We start from the raw sequence: 16,417 nt of genomic DNA, 5'->3' as shown, positions 1-16,417 counted from the left end.
TTCAAACCTAAAATTCTTAGCAAATCCTCATATAACCATAATATTTTAATCCTTCAGTCAAGTTTTGGCTGAAGCTTTTTTATTTTTTTCTAAAAAACCCCCATACCATAGTAAGCGTAAACGTAACTTTGTAGTGATTAATGCGGCCGCTCCAAAAACTTATGAGGTGGATGACGAATGAAGAAACTTTCAAACCAAGAGATGAAAAAAATCGCTAAGAGTACATTGGCTCTGGTGCTTGCTGGAACATTTACATTTTCGCCAATTGCAATGGCGGAAGAGAACAATTCTGAGGTTGAGACTGTTGAACTGCAAAATGTCAGCCCGGAAGAGATTGAAGAATCAAAAACACAGGTCGATGAGCTTGAAGAGACGAATCCATCTTTGATTCCTGGGGACTTCTTCTATTTTGCAAAAGTTGCATTGGAGAAAATAAGGCTCGCTTTTACAATTGATAATGCTAAAGAAGCAGAATTGCTTGCTACATACGCAGCAGAACGTCTTCAAGAAGCAAGTGCGTTATTCGCTGAGGGAAAAGAAGAAGAAGCCCTTAAAGTGATCGAAGCTGCTGTAGAATACATGGAATCTTCACAGGAAATTGTAGATGAGGAAGGATCAAAGGAAGTTGCTGACTCAGAAGAAACCGGCACGGAAGATGGAGTTAGCTCTGATGAAGAAACAGAATCTGAAGAATTAACTGAAGATGGCGAAGAGCCTGCAGATGAAGTAATCGCTGAAGAGCCAAGTGACGAAGATGCAGAAGAAGGTTCAGAGATAGAAGAAGTTGTAAGCGAAGACCCTTTCGAAGAGATTGAAGGAATGCTCAGACAGAATATCGTAGCATTGAAAGCCGCTATGGAACATGTTGGCAATGACAATGCAAGAGCACAGCTTCAAAAGAACATTGACAAGACATACGCTAAGATGGCAAAGAAATTAGCTAAATTAGAAGATAAATATGCAGAGAAGCCTGTTGAGGAAGAAGAAGATACCCAAACAGCTGAGCCAGTAGAATTAGAACCAATAGCAGAGCCAGATCTTTTGCCTGCTGATGAAACACCTGCTGATGAGACAATGCCTGTAAATGACGACACAACTGTAGTACCAGTAGTATCGCCAAAAGCTGAAAAAGAAAAAGCTAAACAAGAGCGTAAAGCAGAAAAAGCTGCTGAAAAACAAGAGCGCAAGGAAGCTAAACAGCAAAAGAAAGAAGAAAAACAACAGGCAAAGCAGGACAAGAAAGTAGAAAAGAAGTCTAATCACCAGGGAAATAAGGGCAATGGCAACGGAAAAGGCAATGATCAAAACTAATGCAAATGAACAATAGACTCGAAAAGGTAGCCATGAGCGGCTATCTTTTCACTGCCTAACCACAAAAGCGTAATTGACAGACTGTGATATAATGTGGGGAGAAAAGAGGTGAGTCTATTGCTAAGTTTATTGTTCATGGCAAAGAAAAAGCGCAGGCCGCTGGAAGAAACCGTAGAAAAGATCCACCAGGGGGATGCTGCTTTAAGAGAAGAATTGATTGATTCTTACAAGCCATTTATCGCAAAGACTGTTTCGTCTGTCTGCAAGAGATACATACATGAGTCGGACGATGAATTTAGCATTGGCCTCATCGCTTTTAATGAGGCAATCCAGAAATATTCATCTGAAAAAGGCAATTCATTATTAAGCTTTGCAGAAGTCATGATCAAGCGCAGGGTAATTGATTACATCCGCCAGCAGAGCCGGAATCAAAACCTAAGTTTCCATATATCGAATGATCCGACTGAGGAAGAACAACAGAGGTCGACTATTGAAGATGAGCTTTCTCTCGATGATTTCAGGAAAAAGACAGAACAGGAACTGAGAAGAGAAGAGATCATCCAATTCCAAGGAGTATTAAAAGACTTTGATTTGTCTTTCCAGGATTTGCTCGAGCAGTCTCCTAAGCATGCAGATGCCCGTAAGAATGCTATGCTTGTTGCAAAATCAATGGTTGAGAACGAGGAACTAAAGAATTTGCTTTTAGATAAAAAACGGCTGCCAATCAAGCAATTGGAGGACATAGTCAACGTCAGCAGAAAAACCATAGAGAGAAACAGAAAATATATTATAGCAATTGCACTTATTTTAATTGGGGATTATGTATATTTAAAGGATTATATTAAAGGGGTGTTAGAGACATGAGAAAAGGGGTTATCCTTGAAATCAATGATCTTTACCTAACATTGTTGACCCCCGAAGGCGAGTTCTTACGGGCCCGAAAGCTTCAACAAGATTATCAGGTAGGAGAAGAAATTCATTTTTTTCCAGACACGCAAACCGTTAAACAGAAAAAATTTAATTTATCATTTTTAAATAGCTTTAAGACAAGGAGTATTGCGCTTGCAGCAGTATTTATGCTTGCGATGACTGCGCTTGTTCCTGCGTATCAAAACGGACAGGTTTACGCCTATATGTCCATCGATGTGAATCCAAGTATTGAACTGGCAGTCAATGATGATTTAAAGGTCCTTCGTTTGAAAGGGTATAATCCTGAAGGGGAAGAAATCATTGGGGAAATAAAAGACTGGAAAAAGAAGGATGCAGCGGTTGTTGCAGAAATGATCCTTGAGGAAATCGAGGAAGAGGGATTCTTTAAAGAAAAGAATGATGTTGTCATCGCAACGGTCCATAATCAAAAGGCAAATGAATCTGTTGATCAAAAATTAGAAAAAAAGATATCCGAAATAAAAAAATCAACACAAGATGAAGACCTGAATTTCAAGGTGATGGAAGCCACAAGTGAAGACAGGGAAAAGGCCCAAAAACAGGGTGTTACAACTGGTGTATACAAAGAAAAGCTAAAAGATGCACCAAAGCCTGCAGCAAAGCCGGTTGAAAAGGTTAAGAAAGCCACCCCAGAGCATGGAAAGAACAATCCTGCTCCAACAGTTGTTCCACAACCTGAAAAGAAGCACCCACCAGGTCAGGAAAAGAAGAAAGATCCTGAGTTTCCAAAAGAAAAACCAAACAATAAGGAAACACCTGCAACTGAGAAAAGCAAAGGGAATAAAAATTCTGGGTTGAACAGTAATGGCAAGGGCAGCAGCAAACAGGTTTATAAAGGCAATAGTAATGGTCAAGACCGACAACAACATAAAAATGAAAAAAGGTTTAACACACAGCAAGGCCCCAAGAGTGACAACAGGGGACAAGCAGGAAAAAGCAAAGACAATCCTGGCAGCAAAAAATAGTTAACAGTAAAAGTCCGGAATCCAATCCGGACTTTTTTCCATGTTCATATTCAATTATTTGAGTAGATAATGGATATCCAAACGTATCTTACAGTCATTTATTGCTGGTTTTGACCAGAGAGCTGTGACTGTGCTTGCTGAACAAGGCGTTTAGTGATTTCTCCTCCGACAGAGCCATTTGCTCTTGAAACTGTATCGGACCCAAGATTCACTCCGAATTCCTGAGCAATCTCATATTTAACCTGGTCCATGAACTGTTCAACGCCAGGAACCAGCAATTTATTTGAATTACGAGCCATCGTTATCAACTCCTCTGATAGTATGCAGAGAAAAATTTCTCTGTATAGATAGTTTGAACATTGCGGGTAAAATCATAAGTGGTAATCTTTTATCCTTTTGGATAATGTTTGCCGTGATTTTTTAACGGTCATCTCCTCTTTAGGTTTCTAATAACCAATTAGGAGTACTTGCAATAAATTAGAGTACAATTCTAAAGAAAGTAAGTTCCGGGAATAACTGTAGGGAAAGTACTTTATTAATCAGGTGATATTCTATATCATAAGTATGTAAACGAATCAGGCTGAAAGGAATCAATTATGTGGCAAAATTTTAGAAAGAACCTTGACAAACTAACACCTGCTCAAATAATTGTATCTTATTATTTAATTGCGGTGGCTGTATCAATGGGCCTGTTAAGTCTTCCAATTGCAATTCAACCCGATGCGAAATGGTCCTTGTTGGATGCGCTGTTCACCGCTGCAAGTGCAGTAAGTGTAACAGGCTTGACTGTCGTAACAACAAGTGAAACATTCACTGTACCAGGAATTTTTATTTTAATGTTTGTTTTGCAATTTGGCGGTATTGGAATAATGACGCTTGGCACATTTTTCTGGCTGATCCTAAGAAAAAAAATAGGATTAAGGGAACGCCAGTTGATAATGACGGACCAAAACCAAACGAGTATGGCTGGGCTTGTCAAATTGTTAAAAGAAATTTTATTTATTATCATATTGATTGAAATTATTGGATCATTAGTATTGGGAGTATACTTTCTTAAGTATTTCCCAACCTGGCAGGAAGCTTTCCTACAAGGGATGTTCGCTGCTGTAAGTGCAACAACCAATGCAGGATTTGATATAACGGGATCGTCTTTGATGCCCTTCGCTAATGACTATTTCATCCAAACCATCAATATTCTATTATTGACCTTAGGAGCAATAGGGTTCCCTGTATTAATTGAACTAAAGGGATACCTGCTAAGAAAGAATAAGAAAACTCCTTATTCTTTTTCGCTATATACAAAATTGACGTCCATTACGTTCTTCGGTTTGCTGTTCTTTGGGACTATTGCAATATTTGTATTAGAATATAATCATTTCTTTTCAAATAAGACGTGGCATGAATCATTCTTTTACTCATTATTCCAGTCAGCAACTACGAGGAATGGTGGCCTGGCTACTATGGATATAAATGATTTCTCCGAGCCAACGTTACTGTTACTGGTGGCATTGATGTTTATCGGCGCCTCTCCAAGTTCAGTGGGAGGCGGAATCAGGACAACTACTTTTGCACTTAATTTGCTGTTCCTTTATCACTTTGCTAGAGGACGAAGGTCTGTAAAGATATTTAACAGGGAAGTACACCAGGAAGATATCATAAAATCATTGGTTGTTTCTATTCTTGCCGTTTTTATTTGTTTTTTTGCCGTTGTCCTTTTGATGGTCACTGAAAATCAGCCTATTCTGGCAATTGTATTTGAAGTGGCATCTGCCTTTGGAACAACTGGGTTATCAATGGGAATTACCCCTGAGTTAACCTCAATAGGCAAAATCGTTATAATTGCCCTAATGTTCATTGGAAGGGTAGGTGTTATTTCTTTCCTATTCATAATAGGGGGAAAGGCTGAGAAGGAAAGCATCCGCTATCCGAAAGAACGGGTGATAATAGGATAAAAAAATCCGGGGAATCCCGGATTTTTTTAGTCCTGACCTTTGCTAACATCTTTTGTAGGGTGCATAAATGGATAGGCCTGCGGCTTTTTCTTTTCCTCAAGAAGCTCCCTGTTTTCAGCTGTGTTCCACCCTATATCATTCGTAGGGTGAACCCATTCATTGCCGGCCATGACTGCTGGATCGGTCTCGTCAGTCCAATTTTCAAGCGGTGAGTTTTCGGATGAGTAAAGACTGTCTCCAATGATAACTCCATGCTCATTCTTGAATGGAGCTTTCATTTCGATGCCTGTATCTTTAAAGCTAGGAGCATTTATTTGATGAGGCATGGTTTCGTCGATATCCAGTGGTTTTAACTCCCGGTCTTTTTTTGTCATAGCAGCTCCTCCTTTTTGAGCTTATTTTTTGCCTTATGCCGTATTTTATTAGATAGTTCCTTTTGTAAAATTAGGTAATCAAATCGGTACATAGCAAATCGCCGATTGAAAAAAATAGTAGCATGGAGGTGGTTAGAATGGCTAAACGGAAGGCAGAAAGAAATGCTTTGGCTAAATATACGAATACACCTAAGAAAAATCTTCAGGAAAGCGAATTTTCTGCAGAGTTTTCCCACGGGGAAGATCCAGGCAAATTTGCCAACAGAAATTCAAAGCAGGGCAGGAAAGGAAGATCGTGATGAAAAAGCATGAAGGTCGGCACCAAAAGCCAATGAACGTTGAGTTTGGCATGGAGTTTGGCGATATTAATGCTGGTAAGCTTTATGAGCTCCCTTTTAATAGCAAAAAGTTGAAAAATAAAGCAGATAAAGAATGTAAATAAAACTCTAGGTAAAGTAAAAAAGCCGGCTGTGTTAAGCCGGCTTTACATCTTTCATCTTAAAAGTGAAGAATTGAGGATGCTCCATTTTAGAATCAAAATAAACAAGCATGTAGGAAGAAGAAGGCTCAATTTCTCCATCTTCAATAAACTTCTCGAGATCTATGGTAATATCCTCAAGCAGTGTATGCTTATATAAATCTTTTTCACTAATGTTCAATTCGGAGTACTGATGACCAAGGGATTCAGGCTTATGGATAATGCCGCGGTATAATTCGGAACGCTCCTGTTTGTCCAGACTCAGTTCCCACCATGGCTTTCTAGGCTTGTATTTCATGCTGGCAAGATAATCATACTTCATCAGGCTTTCGATTGCTTCAAGATTATCTACACCTTTTTCCTGAAGAAAGCGGACCAGTCTTTTGAATAAGTCTTCGAGCTGATGGCCAATCCGGGACCAGCCTTTTGTCTCCCAATAAGAACCGAAATCCTGGAAGAAGTCAAATGGCGATGGGAATACTTTTGTAACCAGATATTCAATGGTACGATCCATCCGGTGGTCATTCCAATATTTCTCGAGTACATCTTCAACCTGCTTGATCTTGATGATGTCATTGAAATTAAGGACATTATTCCCAAGGATTTCATACGGTGAATGATCCATATACACGTAATCATGCTGTTCAGCTCTCAGTCTCAAACCCGTCCCTCTGAGCATCTTCAGGAAGCCAAGCTGTAATTCTTCAGGCCGCATGGCAAACACATCATTAAACGTTTTTTTGAACGAATGATAATCTTCTTCTGGCAAACCTGCAATTAAATCAAGGTGCTGGTCTATCTTGCCCCCTTCCTTGACCATTGTTACAGTACGCTTCAGCTTTTCAAAATTCTGTTTTCTCATGACCAGCTCATTTGTATAGTCATTAGTGGACTGGACGCCGATTTCGAAGCGGAACAACCCGGGAGGCGCATCCTCGTTCAGGAATTGAATGACCTCTGGGCGCATGATATCAGCAGTGATTTCAAATTGGAACACCGTCCCAGGAAGGTGCTCGTCAATCAGGAAACGGAACATTTCCATTGCGTAGCTGCGGCTGATATTGAACGTTCTGTCGACGAATTTGATTGTCTTCGCACCATTCGCCATTAAATAACGGATATCCTCCTTGACCTTCTCCCTGTCGAAGTAACGGACCCCAACTTCAATCGAGGAAAGACAAAACTGGCAGCTGAACGGGCATCCGCGGCTTGTTTCCAGATAAGTGACCCTTTTAGATAGATGGGGAAGGTCAGCTTCAAAACGATATGGAGAAGGAAGCTCTTTCAAATCCAGCTTATTGCGTTGGGGATTCATTTGGATGCTTTCGTGTTTTCGATAAGCTATGCCCGGTACTTCTGAAAAGTCAGCTCCAGAAGCTAGTGCAGAAAGAAGCTGCTTGAATGTCTGCTCACCTTCACCGATGACGATGAAATCAAACTCCGGCACTTCCTTCATCCATTCCTGTACGTCGTAAGTAACCTCTGGTCCCCCTGCAATGATTTTTATTTCAGGATTGATTTTTTTAATCATCTTGATGACTTTAATGGTTTCTTCAATATTCCAAATATAGCAGCTGAACCCAATAACATCAGGCTGCTTTTGAACTAAATCCGAGACAATATTGATTGCAGGGTCTTTGATTGTATATTCAACGAGCGTCACGTCAAACTCCGGCTGAGCATATGCCTTAAGGTACCTTATGGCGAGGTTTGTGTGTATATATTTCGCGTTAAGCGTTGTTAAAACTATTTTCATTGAAATAATCTCCTTTGTAAAAATCCAGCAGCAAATCAACTTTAAATTATATCTCAGTTTGGACAAAAAAGACAGGTGGAATGCAGTTGAAGAATAAGGAAAAGAGCCATTCTTGATGAATGGCTCTCAGGCGGTGACAAACTCGATGAAAATCGTGTTTGTTTACCGTCTTATTTTGGTTGGTGCTGAAATGGAGCTGTTGATTTCAGTTCCAGGCACTTCGCTTTCCGCGGGGAAGAATTTTGTAAAAGCCCAATTGCCGGCTTTTACAAAAAGCGAATTCTTCCTAGGGCTGCCGGTGAGCCTCCTCGGCGCTATACGCGCCTATGGGGTCTCCCGTTGCCCCATACTCCCACATGACTTTGAAGAGCTTCCTCGAACCTTCCCACGCACGATGGAAATGCGTTAGCATTTTCGGAGGAGTCTTCGTGCCTTGCGCATCAATCAACATGGAGAGAGCGATCTAAAAAAGGGCATAGAAAAAGAGACTGTTTGGTAATTTTATATACCTTTTAACAGTCTCTTTTTTCTACAATGCTATTTGTCTAATTACTCATCAGCTTCCTTCTATAGAACCTGAGGATGGCTGTTAACCGGGTTTTGAGTCGGTTGATCCCTGAGGTTTTGAATTCGATCAGCGGCTGTGCGATGGCTGCAGCGTACTTGCTGGACAACAGGAAGGTCAGCAGCAGTGCGATGACTGCCAGCAAAAGGATACGTTCAGGACTATGGAAGAAGTTCTGAACTTCGCTTTCACGGAAGGTTCGTACAAAAAATCCGTGCAGCAAGTAGACGTAAAGTGTATTCTTGCCAAGGTTTGTAAAGAAATATTGTTTCTTGGGAACGATGGTCAAGAAGCTGAACACCATCAGCAGACTTAATAGATAAAAGCCTAATCGAGTAAACATGCTTGATATTGAAGCTGCTTCCATTATTGAATAGGGCTTTGAGCCAAGGAGCCATTTGTAATCTACTTCCGGGTTGAACAAAAATCCTAAAAACACTACAGTGAAGGCCGCCAGTGCTCCAACTTTGAAGGCGGGCCTTGTCAATGTTTTTATGTGGTCCTTCGTTAAATGGTACCCGAGCAGGAACAATGGAAAGAAGACAAAAGTCCTCGAAAGGCTTAGATAGTTGGATATCCAGTCTACATACCCGACACCCAATCCCAATCCAAAAGCAATCAACAGTCCAACGGGTGCCTTAAGTTTTGAAAAACCAATCAGCATAAGGTTCCAGCAGAATAAGCTGATCAAAAACCATAGAGACCAATGAGGGTTCAATGGATCCATCGTAAAAGTAGACTTGCTGTAAAGGAAATAATAAAAAATAGAATAGATCAGCTGAAAAATAAAATATGGCAATATTAACTTTTTGGCAATTTTCATTACATAGCCTTTTTTATTGAAGCCTCTTGCAAAAAATCCCGAAACAAGGATAAAGGCCGGCATATGGAATGTATAAATGACTTTATAGATATTGTAAATCATTTCATTGTCTTCAATGAACGAGCGCAAAAGATGGCCAAATACGACGAAAAAAATCAAGATGAACTTGGCATTGTCAAAGTAGTAATCTCGCTGTTGTTTCATATTTCCTCCCTTAATTAGAGACCCCCAAAATACTAACCCTTTTTTACCCCTGTAAGGATAAAAACAAACCAGGCTATTTGCTCAAAATTAAGGAACAAGCTCCTAAAAAAGGAAAAAGTATTTCTGTACTATTACAATTCTATTTCTGTTATATAAAAGGTTTTTCATTATAGCATACGGCTTAAGTCTAATATTTTTGGGTGTGTTTCAAAAAAAAGTTCAAATGTTTGATATATGTCACAGCTTAATGATTGTAAAGTCTATAAAATTATTAATGGGGAATGTTTTAAAGTCAATTACCTTTATAACTAAATTGGGGAGGGAGATTATGTCTATCTTACCGAAAAAGAATGAATTGGGTTTTTATGAGATAAGGCTAGAGTCGATTGGAGGGCTAGGTGCAAACCTTGCTGGAAAGATGCTTGCGGAAGCAGGTGTTCTGGGCCTTGGATTAAACGGTTCTAACTTTTCTTCATATGGATCGGAGAAAAAAGGGTCGCCGGTGAAAAGCTTTGTCCGTTTCTGTGAACCAGATACTGAGATCCGGGTCCATAGTCCAATAGAAGAGCCGCATGTTGTCGGTGTATTCCATGAGGCACTTTATAAAATGGTCGATGTTGTCAGCGGCTTGCGCCCAGACGGGATCCTGCTGGTGAATTCGACGAGAGACTTTGACGAGATCAAAAAAGATCTTCATCTAGAGCATGGAACACTTGCGATTGTTGATGCACTTTCCATCGCCGTCGAGGAGAAAACGAAAGTAAATACTGCAATGCTTGGAGCGTTGTACCGCATTATTGATTTCCTGGATCCCGAAGCGATGAAAAATGTAATCCGCAAAACTTTTGAAAAGAAATATCCTCATTTAGTTGAGCCGAATATCAGAACGTTCGAGAGAGGCTACAATGACGTTCAATTTAAAACATACGCACCTGAAGAAGGAGCACTGGGCAAAGAATTTAAACGTCCAATGCCGCTGCTTGGATATGAAACACAGGAAATCGGCGGTGTGATTACGGCGCAGGCAAACAGCGTCCTCAAGGATTTAAGCGGTTCCAGACAGGGATTCCTGCCTCAATTCAATCAGCAGGAATGCATCAACTGCGCTGCATGTGATACTGCATGTCCTGATTATTGCTTTGTTTGGGAAGAAGGAGAGGACAAACGCGGCAGAAAGCAAATGTTCCTAAAGGGAATCGATTATCAATATTGCAAAGGCTGCCTGAAGTGTGTTGAGGCATGTCCTACTGCTGCGTTAAGCGAGCTGAGGGAAATGATTGGCTATGCTGAGGAGAATCAAGTGAAACATAATTATCCTTATGTGACTGGAGGGGTTTCTTAATGTCCGTTCTTGAAGAAAATGTGAAGGCAATGAGTACAGCAGAACAGGTGACAACCTTTGAATCCGGAAATGAAATGGCAGCAATGGCTGCAGCTCAGATCAATTATCATATCATGGGCTATTTCCCGATCACCCCTTCTACAGAAGTTGCACAGTATCTGGATATGATGAAATCCAGGGGAGAACATGATATCAAATTGATCCCTGCAGATGGAGAACATGGTTCAGCAGGCATCTGTTATGGAGCTGCAGCAACCGGAGCCCGCGTGTTCAACGCAACAAGCGCGAACGGTTTGATGTATATGCTTGAGCAGCTCCCGGTCCAATCCGGTACACGTTATCCGATGGTCTTGAACCTGGTGACTCGTTCAATCAGCGGTCCGCTTGATATCCGTGGTGACCATTCAGATTTGTATTTTGCGTTAAATACAGGATGGGTGATCCTGACCGCCAGGACACCACAGGCTGTCTACGATATGAACATCATGGCCCTGAAAATCGCAGAACACTCTGATGTGCGCCTGCCAGTCATGGTGGCTTATGATGGCTTCTTTACATCCCACCAAAAGCGCAAAGTGAACTATTTCAAGGATCGGGCTGTAGTCCAGCGATTTGTTGGCGAAGCACCGACTGAATATAATTTTGCCAGAGATCCAAAGAAGCCGTTGACAATCGGAGCCCACATGAATGGCGACGATTTGATCAACAACCACTTCCAGCAGTCAGAAGCAATGTACAGAGCGAAAGGTGTTTATAAAGAAGTGGCGGCAGAATATGCCAAACTATCAGGACGCAACTATGATATTCTAGACCTTTATCAAATGGAAGATGCAGACGTAGCGTTGTTCCTGTTGAACTCTGCGGCTGAATCTGCTAAGGATGTTGTAGACAGGCTTCGTGAGAAGGGAATCAAGGCTGGTGTCATCAGCCCTAATATCATCCGGCCATTCCCTGCACAGGAAATCAGGGAAGCTTTGAAGAATGTCAAATCACTTCTTGTTGGTGAGCGCGCAGATTCCTACGGCGGACATGGGCCAAACCTGACGCACGAAATTAAGTCCGCACTGCAGGAAGACAGGGAAAATGCGACAATCGTCCAGAGCAGGGTGTTTGGACTTGGCGGCAAAGACTTCTATGCAGATGATGCTGAAGCATTTTTCTCTATGGCAATTGACGCTATGGAAATAGGATATGCAGAAAGGCCGTTCGACTATTACGGACATGTTGCTGGCGATCCTGAAAAAGCGTTGAAGCAGGTCATTGAACCGCAGCATGGCGATGTCTATAATTCAGGACTGATCCAGGTAACAAGAGATGAAGAAAAGAATAAACTGAATGTCAAAATTTCGCCTTTAAGAGCCTTGACTACAAAGCCGAAACGAATTGCATCAGGTCACGGCGCGTGTCCAGGCTGCGGCATCTTCGGCGGACTGGAGCTATTCTTTAAAGGAATTGAAGGAGACCTGGTCATACTATTCCAAACGGGCTGTGCTTATGTTGTCACAACAGCGTATCCTCACACATCCCATAAGCAGACGACAATCCATAACCTGTTCCAGAATGGTGCAGCAACGTTATCAGGTACTCTCGAAGCATTCCTTGAACTGAAGCGCCGCGGTGAAATCGAAGTGTCTGCAGATGCAACCTTCGTAATGGTAACCGGCGATGGCGGTATGGATATCGGCATGGGGTCTGCTATCGGTACGGCACTACGCGGACACAAACTGATCATGCTTGAGTATGATAACGAAGGGTATATGAATACCGGCTCCCAGCTATCATACTCAACTCCTTTTGGCCACATGACGAGCACATCAAACGTCGGCAAGGCACAAAAGGGTAAAGCATTCCATCATAAGGATACTGCCCAGATCATGGCATCTACCAATATACCTTATGTGTTCACTGGAACGGAGGCCTTCCCGCAGGACCTTGTCAAGAAGGCTGCGAAGGCACAGTGGTATGCGCAAAATGTAGGTACAGTTTACGGTAAGCTTTTGATAACATGCCCGCTCAACTGGAAATCGGAAGACCGCTTTGGCCAGACAATTGTCGAAGCAGCTGTGAACTCGAACTTCTTCCCGTTATACGAAGTGGAACAAGGTATCACAAACATAACCTATGATCCTGAAGCAAAAAACAAGAAGATTCCATTAGCTGATTGGTTGAAATATATGGGGAAAACCAAGCATTTATTAAAAGAAGAAAATAAAAATATGCTTGTAGAATTTGAAGAAGAAGTCGAAAAAAGATGGCAGCGTCTGAAGGCTAAACATGAGAACGAATACCTATAAGAAACGAAGAGAAGCCATTAATTTGGCTTCTCTTTTTGTGTTACAAACTACTAAACGATGGTTGAAAAGAAAGCAGAATATCCAGGAAATAATCACGATTTTAAAGGGATTTTTACCATCCTTGTAGAAATTACTAGAAAAATGGGAATCCGACAAGGAGGCTTTCTGGTGAGTAGTGCTAACAAGGCAGATGAGATTAAAGCACTGAAGGAAAAAATAGCCGCTTTAGAACAAGAAAATTCCTCATTAATAGAGAGGATCAATAGCGATCAGAGAAAAGCATCCGACTCTTTTGTACATAAGGTCCCTGCAGAAGGCCCGGCAACAAATTTCGCTGATAGATTCAGTACGGACGAGGGTTTGCTGAAAAGCTTTTTCATGGATACATTGGATGGGATTGTGTTCTGGGGGAAATGTGGTCAAATCATTGCAGCTAATGAAGCAACCTGTAAGATTTTCGGGCTCACACAAGATGAATTGTTAAAACATAAAATAACGGACTTTATCTATAAAAAAGACGAGAAATATAGAGAGATGAAACAAACGATCAATGAAAAAGGTGCATTGCGTGAGGAAACTCTCTTTTTGCTCCCGAATGGGGAGAAAAGGATGCTTGAATTTACTGTAAAGCTCAATGCTGGCGATGGCTATCATATGACCATTGTCCGTGATGCAAGTGAGCGCTATTATATGGAACAGCGGCTGCGGAAAAGTGAAGAGCGCTTCAGGAATATTTTTGAAGGATCAATTGAGGGGATGATTCTTTGGGAGGAGGATTGCAAGCACTACGAGATTAATCCTTCAGGAAGGGCAAAACTCGAATTGAAGCCGGAAGACCTGAAAGAGGAAAACTTCCAGAAGCTGTTCATGAATCTCGGACTTTCCGAAGAATTGATCGATGAAAAAATCGAGGCATTGCTTCGTAAAGGGAGGCTGGACGGCAGGATTACCATTCCATATGAAGATGGCCGGATGAAGCATTTTGAATACAGTATCAAACGTCACTTGGTCGACAATTTGAATCTCATTGTGTTCAGGAACATCACTGAAAAAATAGAGATGGAAGCCCAGCTGCATAAGTCAGATACGCTTAATATGCTAGGGGAACTGGCAGCAGGCATTGCCCATGAAATCCGTAATCCAATGACCGCGCTAAAAGGGTTCATCCAGCTGCTCGAGAGCAGCTCGGGTGATGCTTATTCGCTATATTTCCAGGTAATCAAGACCGAACTGCAGAGGATTGATTCAATCATCAATGAGTTCCTGGTCTTGGCCAAACCGCAATCAATTAAATTTGAATATACCGATATTTCAAGAATCATGGATGAGACTGTGGCCCTTCTTAGCGCACAGGCGGTGCTCCATGATGTGCAAATCAAAACCGTTTATGACGATGATTTGCCGGAACTTATGTGTGAGCCTAATCAATTAAAAAAGGTCTTTATCAATATCATAAAAAACGCACTAGAAGTCATGTCAAAAGGGGGTTTTGTGACTGTGACTGTCAGTCAGGCTCCAGGGAACAGAATACATATCTGCATCAAGGATGAAGGCGAAGGAATCCCGGCCGATCAGATCAAAAAGCTTGGGAAACCTTTTTACACCACAAAGGAAAGAGGAACAGGGCTCGGTCTGATGGTGAGTTTCAAAATCATTGAAGAACACGGGGGTACAATCGAAATAGAGAGCGAAGTGGGGCACGGAACTATTTTTCATATTTATTTGCCAATAACCAAGGAAGCGTCTGATTGAAATCAATCAGGCGTTTTTCCATGGGTGGATGCGGTGCCATAAAAGGGGTCCATCCAGGAGAAATAAAAAATTCTCCAAATCCCCTTTAAATTTCGCAAAGAATGCTTTAATATTAGATGTATACCTAATTAGATGAATATTAAATTAAATGGAGTGTTTTTATGCAATTGGACAAAATTGTCGCCTTCCATAAAGCGATGGGAGACCCTACAAGGATCAGGATTGTGGCATTACTAGCGAACGGGCCGCTTCATGGCCAGGCGATTGCCGGAAAGCTGGGCCTTACTCCGCCAACAATCACACATCATATCAAGAAACTGCGGGATATCAATGTCATTGTTGAGCGCAGAGACAAAAATACAATTTATTTTCACCTTAATGAATCAGTAATCAAGCAACAGGCAAGGACGCTAGGCAGGTTAATCGAGAAAAAAGAAGGGAAGGTGGAAGCTATGATTGAACAAAATATCGAAAGGCAAAAGGTGATCGATAATTTCTTTACGAAAGACGGTAAATTAAAAAATATACCGGCACAACGGAAGAAGAGACTGATGGTATTTGAATACATGGTCCGAGGTTTGAAAGCCGGAAAAAAATATCCGGAAAAGGATCTGAACGAATATATCACGAAGTTCCACGAGGATTATGCGACAATCAGAAGAGAGTTCATCATCAATCATTACATGTATCGTGAAAATGGGATTTATGAATTGAACCCTGAAGAAATGTGGGCAAAACCTGAGTGATTTCCCTCTAGAACAGCATTAAAACCGCCCTAGGCATTGTCCCTGGGCGGTTTTTTAATTGATTGAATTTAATATAGTTCTGGCCTGCGATCCGTAAAGATAGGAATCTTGCTCCTTGCTTCCTTAACCTCGTCAAGCTCGATTTCCGCCAGGAGGATTTCCTCGCCTTCTCCACCTTCAGCGATCACTTCACCCCATGGGTTAATGACCAATGAATGGCCGGCGAAAGTATTGTTAGGGTCTGAACCAGCACGGTTGCAGGCTACTACAAAGCATTGGTTCTCGATTGCACGGGCGATGAGCAATGCCCGCCAGTGTTCCAACCTCTGGATTGGCCATTCAGCGACAACAAACATCGCTTCGACATCATGGAGTGCATGGGCACGGACCCATTCCGGGAACCGGATATCATAGCAGATCAGGCCGGCAAATTTGTGGCCATCCAAAGAGAACAACCCCTTTTCCTTCCCGGCAGCCAGATACAAATGCTCATCCATTAGCTTGAACAAGTGAAGCTTGCTGTAGGTTCCCGCATGTACTCCATTTTTATCAAATACAAGCAATGTATTTTCAATGCCTGATTCTGTTTTATTGGCAACAGAACCGCCTATGAAATGGGAGTTGTATTCCAAGGCAGCATCCTTGAAAAACGCTTTGGCTGCTTGTGCATCCTCTTCCGCAGTGTTTTTTAAATTATTCAGGTCATACCCTGTAGTCCAGAGCTCCGGAAGGATTATGATATCAGGTTTTTGAGAGTTTGCCTCTGCAATCAGTTTAGATGCGTTTTTGTAGTTTTGTGCAGGATCCCCAAAGGCAATATCCATTTGCAGGCATGCAATTTTAAATTTCATCCTTCATCACCGCCATACTTTCTGAAAATTATATCTTTACAAGTTACTCTTTACGT

General features: G+C 41.6%; 16 protein-coding genes. 11 read left to right on the top strand and 5 right to left on the bottom strand.

All coding sequences use genetic code 11. The annotated features are described in order from the left end of the window. Window positions 1–177 precede the first annotated feature (177 nt). The 3 genes from J7E35_RS05260 to J7E35_RS05250 all read left to right on the top strand — a co-directional run bounded on the left by J7E35_RS05260 (window position 178) and on the right by J7E35_RS05250 (window position 3,224). Complete coding sequence (locus J7E35_RS05260) at window positions 178–1,311, top strand: DUF5667 domain-containing protein (RefSeq protein WP_214777593.1); 1,134 nt, start codon at window positions 178–180, stop codon at window positions 1,309–1,311. 108 nt (window positions 1,312–1,419) lie between these two features. Continuing rightward, window positions 1,420–2,175: an RNA polymerase sigma factor SigI gene (gene sigI / locus J7E35_RS05255; protein ID WP_483297649.1), complete on the top strand. Its 756-nt coding sequence runs from the start codon at window positions 1,420–1,422 to the stop codon at window positions 2,173–2,175. Beyond that, a complete protein-coding gene (locus tag J7E35_RS05250; RefSeq protein ID WP_214777591.1) occupies window positions 2,172–3,224 on the top strand; it encodes an anti-sigma factor domain-containing protein in 1,053 nt (350 codons plus the stop codon). Before sigI ends, J7E35_RS05250 begins: the two co-directional genes overlap by 4 nt. A 98-nt stretch (window positions 3,225–3,322) precedes the next feature. Here the strand turns inward: J7E35_RS05250 and J7E35_RS05245 are convergent, their stop codons facing one another. Beyond that, window positions 3,323–3,523, bottom strand: coding sequence for an alpha/beta-type small acid-soluble spore protein (locus J7E35_RS05245; RefSeq protein WP_214777589.1), 201 nt, complete (start codon window positions 3,521–3,523; stop codon window positions 3,323–3,325). 297 nt (window positions 3,524–3,820) lie between these two features. Between J7E35_RS05245 and J7E35_RS05240 the strand changes: the two genes are divergently transcribed. Then, entirely contained in the window at window positions 3,821–5,176 is a 1,356-nt protein-coding gene (locus J7E35_RS05240) for a TrkH family potassium uptake protein (RefSeq protein WP_214777587.1), read from the top strand. 26 nt (window positions 5,177–5,202) lie between these two features. Here J7E35_RS05240 and J7E35_RS05235 read toward each other — a convergent pair whose 3' ends face one another. Continuing rightward, the gene (locus tag J7E35_RS05235) at window positions 5,203–5,550 is read right to left on the bottom strand and encodes a DUF3905 domain-containing protein (RefSeq protein ID WP_214777585.1); all 348 of its coding nucleotides are present in this window, start codon (window positions 5,548–5,550) and stop codon (window positions 5,203–5,205) included. Window positions 5,551–5,687: 137 nt separating this feature from the next. On the opposite strand from J7E35_RS05235, the gene J7E35_RS05230 reads away from it, so the two are divergent. After that, entirely contained in the window at window positions 5,688–5,849 is a 162-nt protein-coding gene (locus J7E35_RS05230) for a hypothetical protein (protein ID WP_214777583.1), read from the top strand. Then, window positions 5,849–5,992 (top strand): hypothetical protein, encoded by a 144-nt coding sequence (locus J7E35_RS05225; RefSeq protein ID WP_214777581.1) that lies wholly within the window; start codon window positions 5,849–5,851, stop codon window positions 5,990–5,992. Before J7E35_RS05230 ends, J7E35_RS05225 begins: the two co-directional genes overlap by 1 nt. Before the next feature lie 31 nt (window positions 5,993–6,023). Here the strand turns inward: J7E35_RS05225 and J7E35_RS05220 are convergent, their stop codons facing one another. Beyond that, window positions 6,024–7,784 (bottom strand): B12-binding domain-containing radical SAM protein, encoded by a 1,761-nt coding sequence (locus J7E35_RS05220; protein WP_214777579.1) that lies wholly within the window; start codon window positions 7,782–7,784, stop codon window positions 6,024–6,026. Between the two features lie 145 nt (window positions 7,785–7,929). Here J7E35_RS05220 and J7E35_RS05215 point away from each other — a divergent pair, with 145 nt between their 5' ends. After that, window positions 7,930–8,193: a hypothetical protein gene (locus J7E35_RS05215; protein ID WP_214777577.1), complete on the top strand. Its 264-nt coding sequence runs from the start codon at window positions 7,930–7,932 to the stop codon at window positions 8,191–8,193. 136 nt (window positions 8,194–8,329) lie between these two features. Here J7E35_RS05215 and J7E35_RS05210 read toward each other — a convergent pair whose 3' ends face one another. Then, window positions 8,330–9,376 carry an acyltransferase family protein gene (locus tag J7E35_RS05210; protein WP_214777574.1) on the bottom strand — a complete coding sequence of 349 codons (1,047 nt, stop codon included), beginning with the start codon at window positions 9,374–9,376 and terminating at the stop codon, window positions 8,330–8,332. A gap of 328 nt (window positions 9,377–9,704) precedes the next feature. Here J7E35_RS05210 and J7E35_RS05205 point away from each other — a divergent pair, with 328 nt between their 5' ends. The 4 genes from J7E35_RS05205 to J7E35_RS05190 all read left to right on the top strand — a co-directional run bounded on the left by J7E35_RS05205 (window position 9,705) and on the right by J7E35_RS05190 (window position 15,510). Then, window positions 9,705–10,718 (top strand): 2-oxoacid:acceptor oxidoreductase family protein, encoded by a 1,014-nt coding sequence (locus tag J7E35_RS05205; protein ID WP_214777572.1) that lies wholly within the window; start codon window positions 9,705–9,707, stop codon window positions 10,716–10,718. Beyond that, the gene (locus J7E35_RS05200; protein WP_214777570.1) at window positions 10,718–13,012 is read left to right on the top strand and encodes a thiamine pyrophosphate-dependent enzyme; all 2,295 of its coding nucleotides are present in this window, start codon (window positions 10,718–10,720) and stop codon (window positions 13,010–13,012) included. The genes J7E35_RS05205 and J7E35_RS05200 overlap by 1 nt, the downstream gene beginning before the upstream one ends. Window positions 13,013–13,180: 168 nt before the next feature. Then, window positions 13,181–14,764, top strand: a complete 1,584-nt coding sequence (locus J7E35_RS05195) for a PAS domain-containing sensor histidine kinase (protein ID WP_353049983.1) — start codon at window positions 13,181–13,183, stop codon at window positions 14,762–14,764. A gap of 161 nt (window positions 14,765–14,925) precedes the next feature. After that, window positions 14,926–15,510, top strand: coding sequence for a DUF2087 domain-containing protein (locus J7E35_RS05190; protein WP_214777568.1), 585 nt, complete (start codon window positions 14,926–14,928; stop codon window positions 15,508–15,510). Window positions 15,511–15,578: 68 nt separating this feature from the next. Here J7E35_RS05190 and J7E35_RS05185 read toward each other — a convergent pair whose 3' ends face one another. Further along, a complete protein-coding gene (locus J7E35_RS05185) occupies window positions 15,579–16,361 on the bottom strand; it encodes a carbon-nitrogen family hydrolase (RefSeq protein WP_214777566.1) in 783 nt (260 codons plus the stop codon). Window positions 16,362–16,417: the final 56 nt, after the last annotated feature.

The sequence above is a fragment of the Bacillus sp. ISL-45 genome (assembly GCF_018613195.1).
Classification (GTDB): domain Bacteria; phylum Bacillota; class Bacilli; order Bacillales; family Cytobacillaceae; genus Mesobacillus.
Note: the sequence above shows the minus strand (reverse complement) of the source record. Positions and strands in the feature narration are given on the sequence as shown.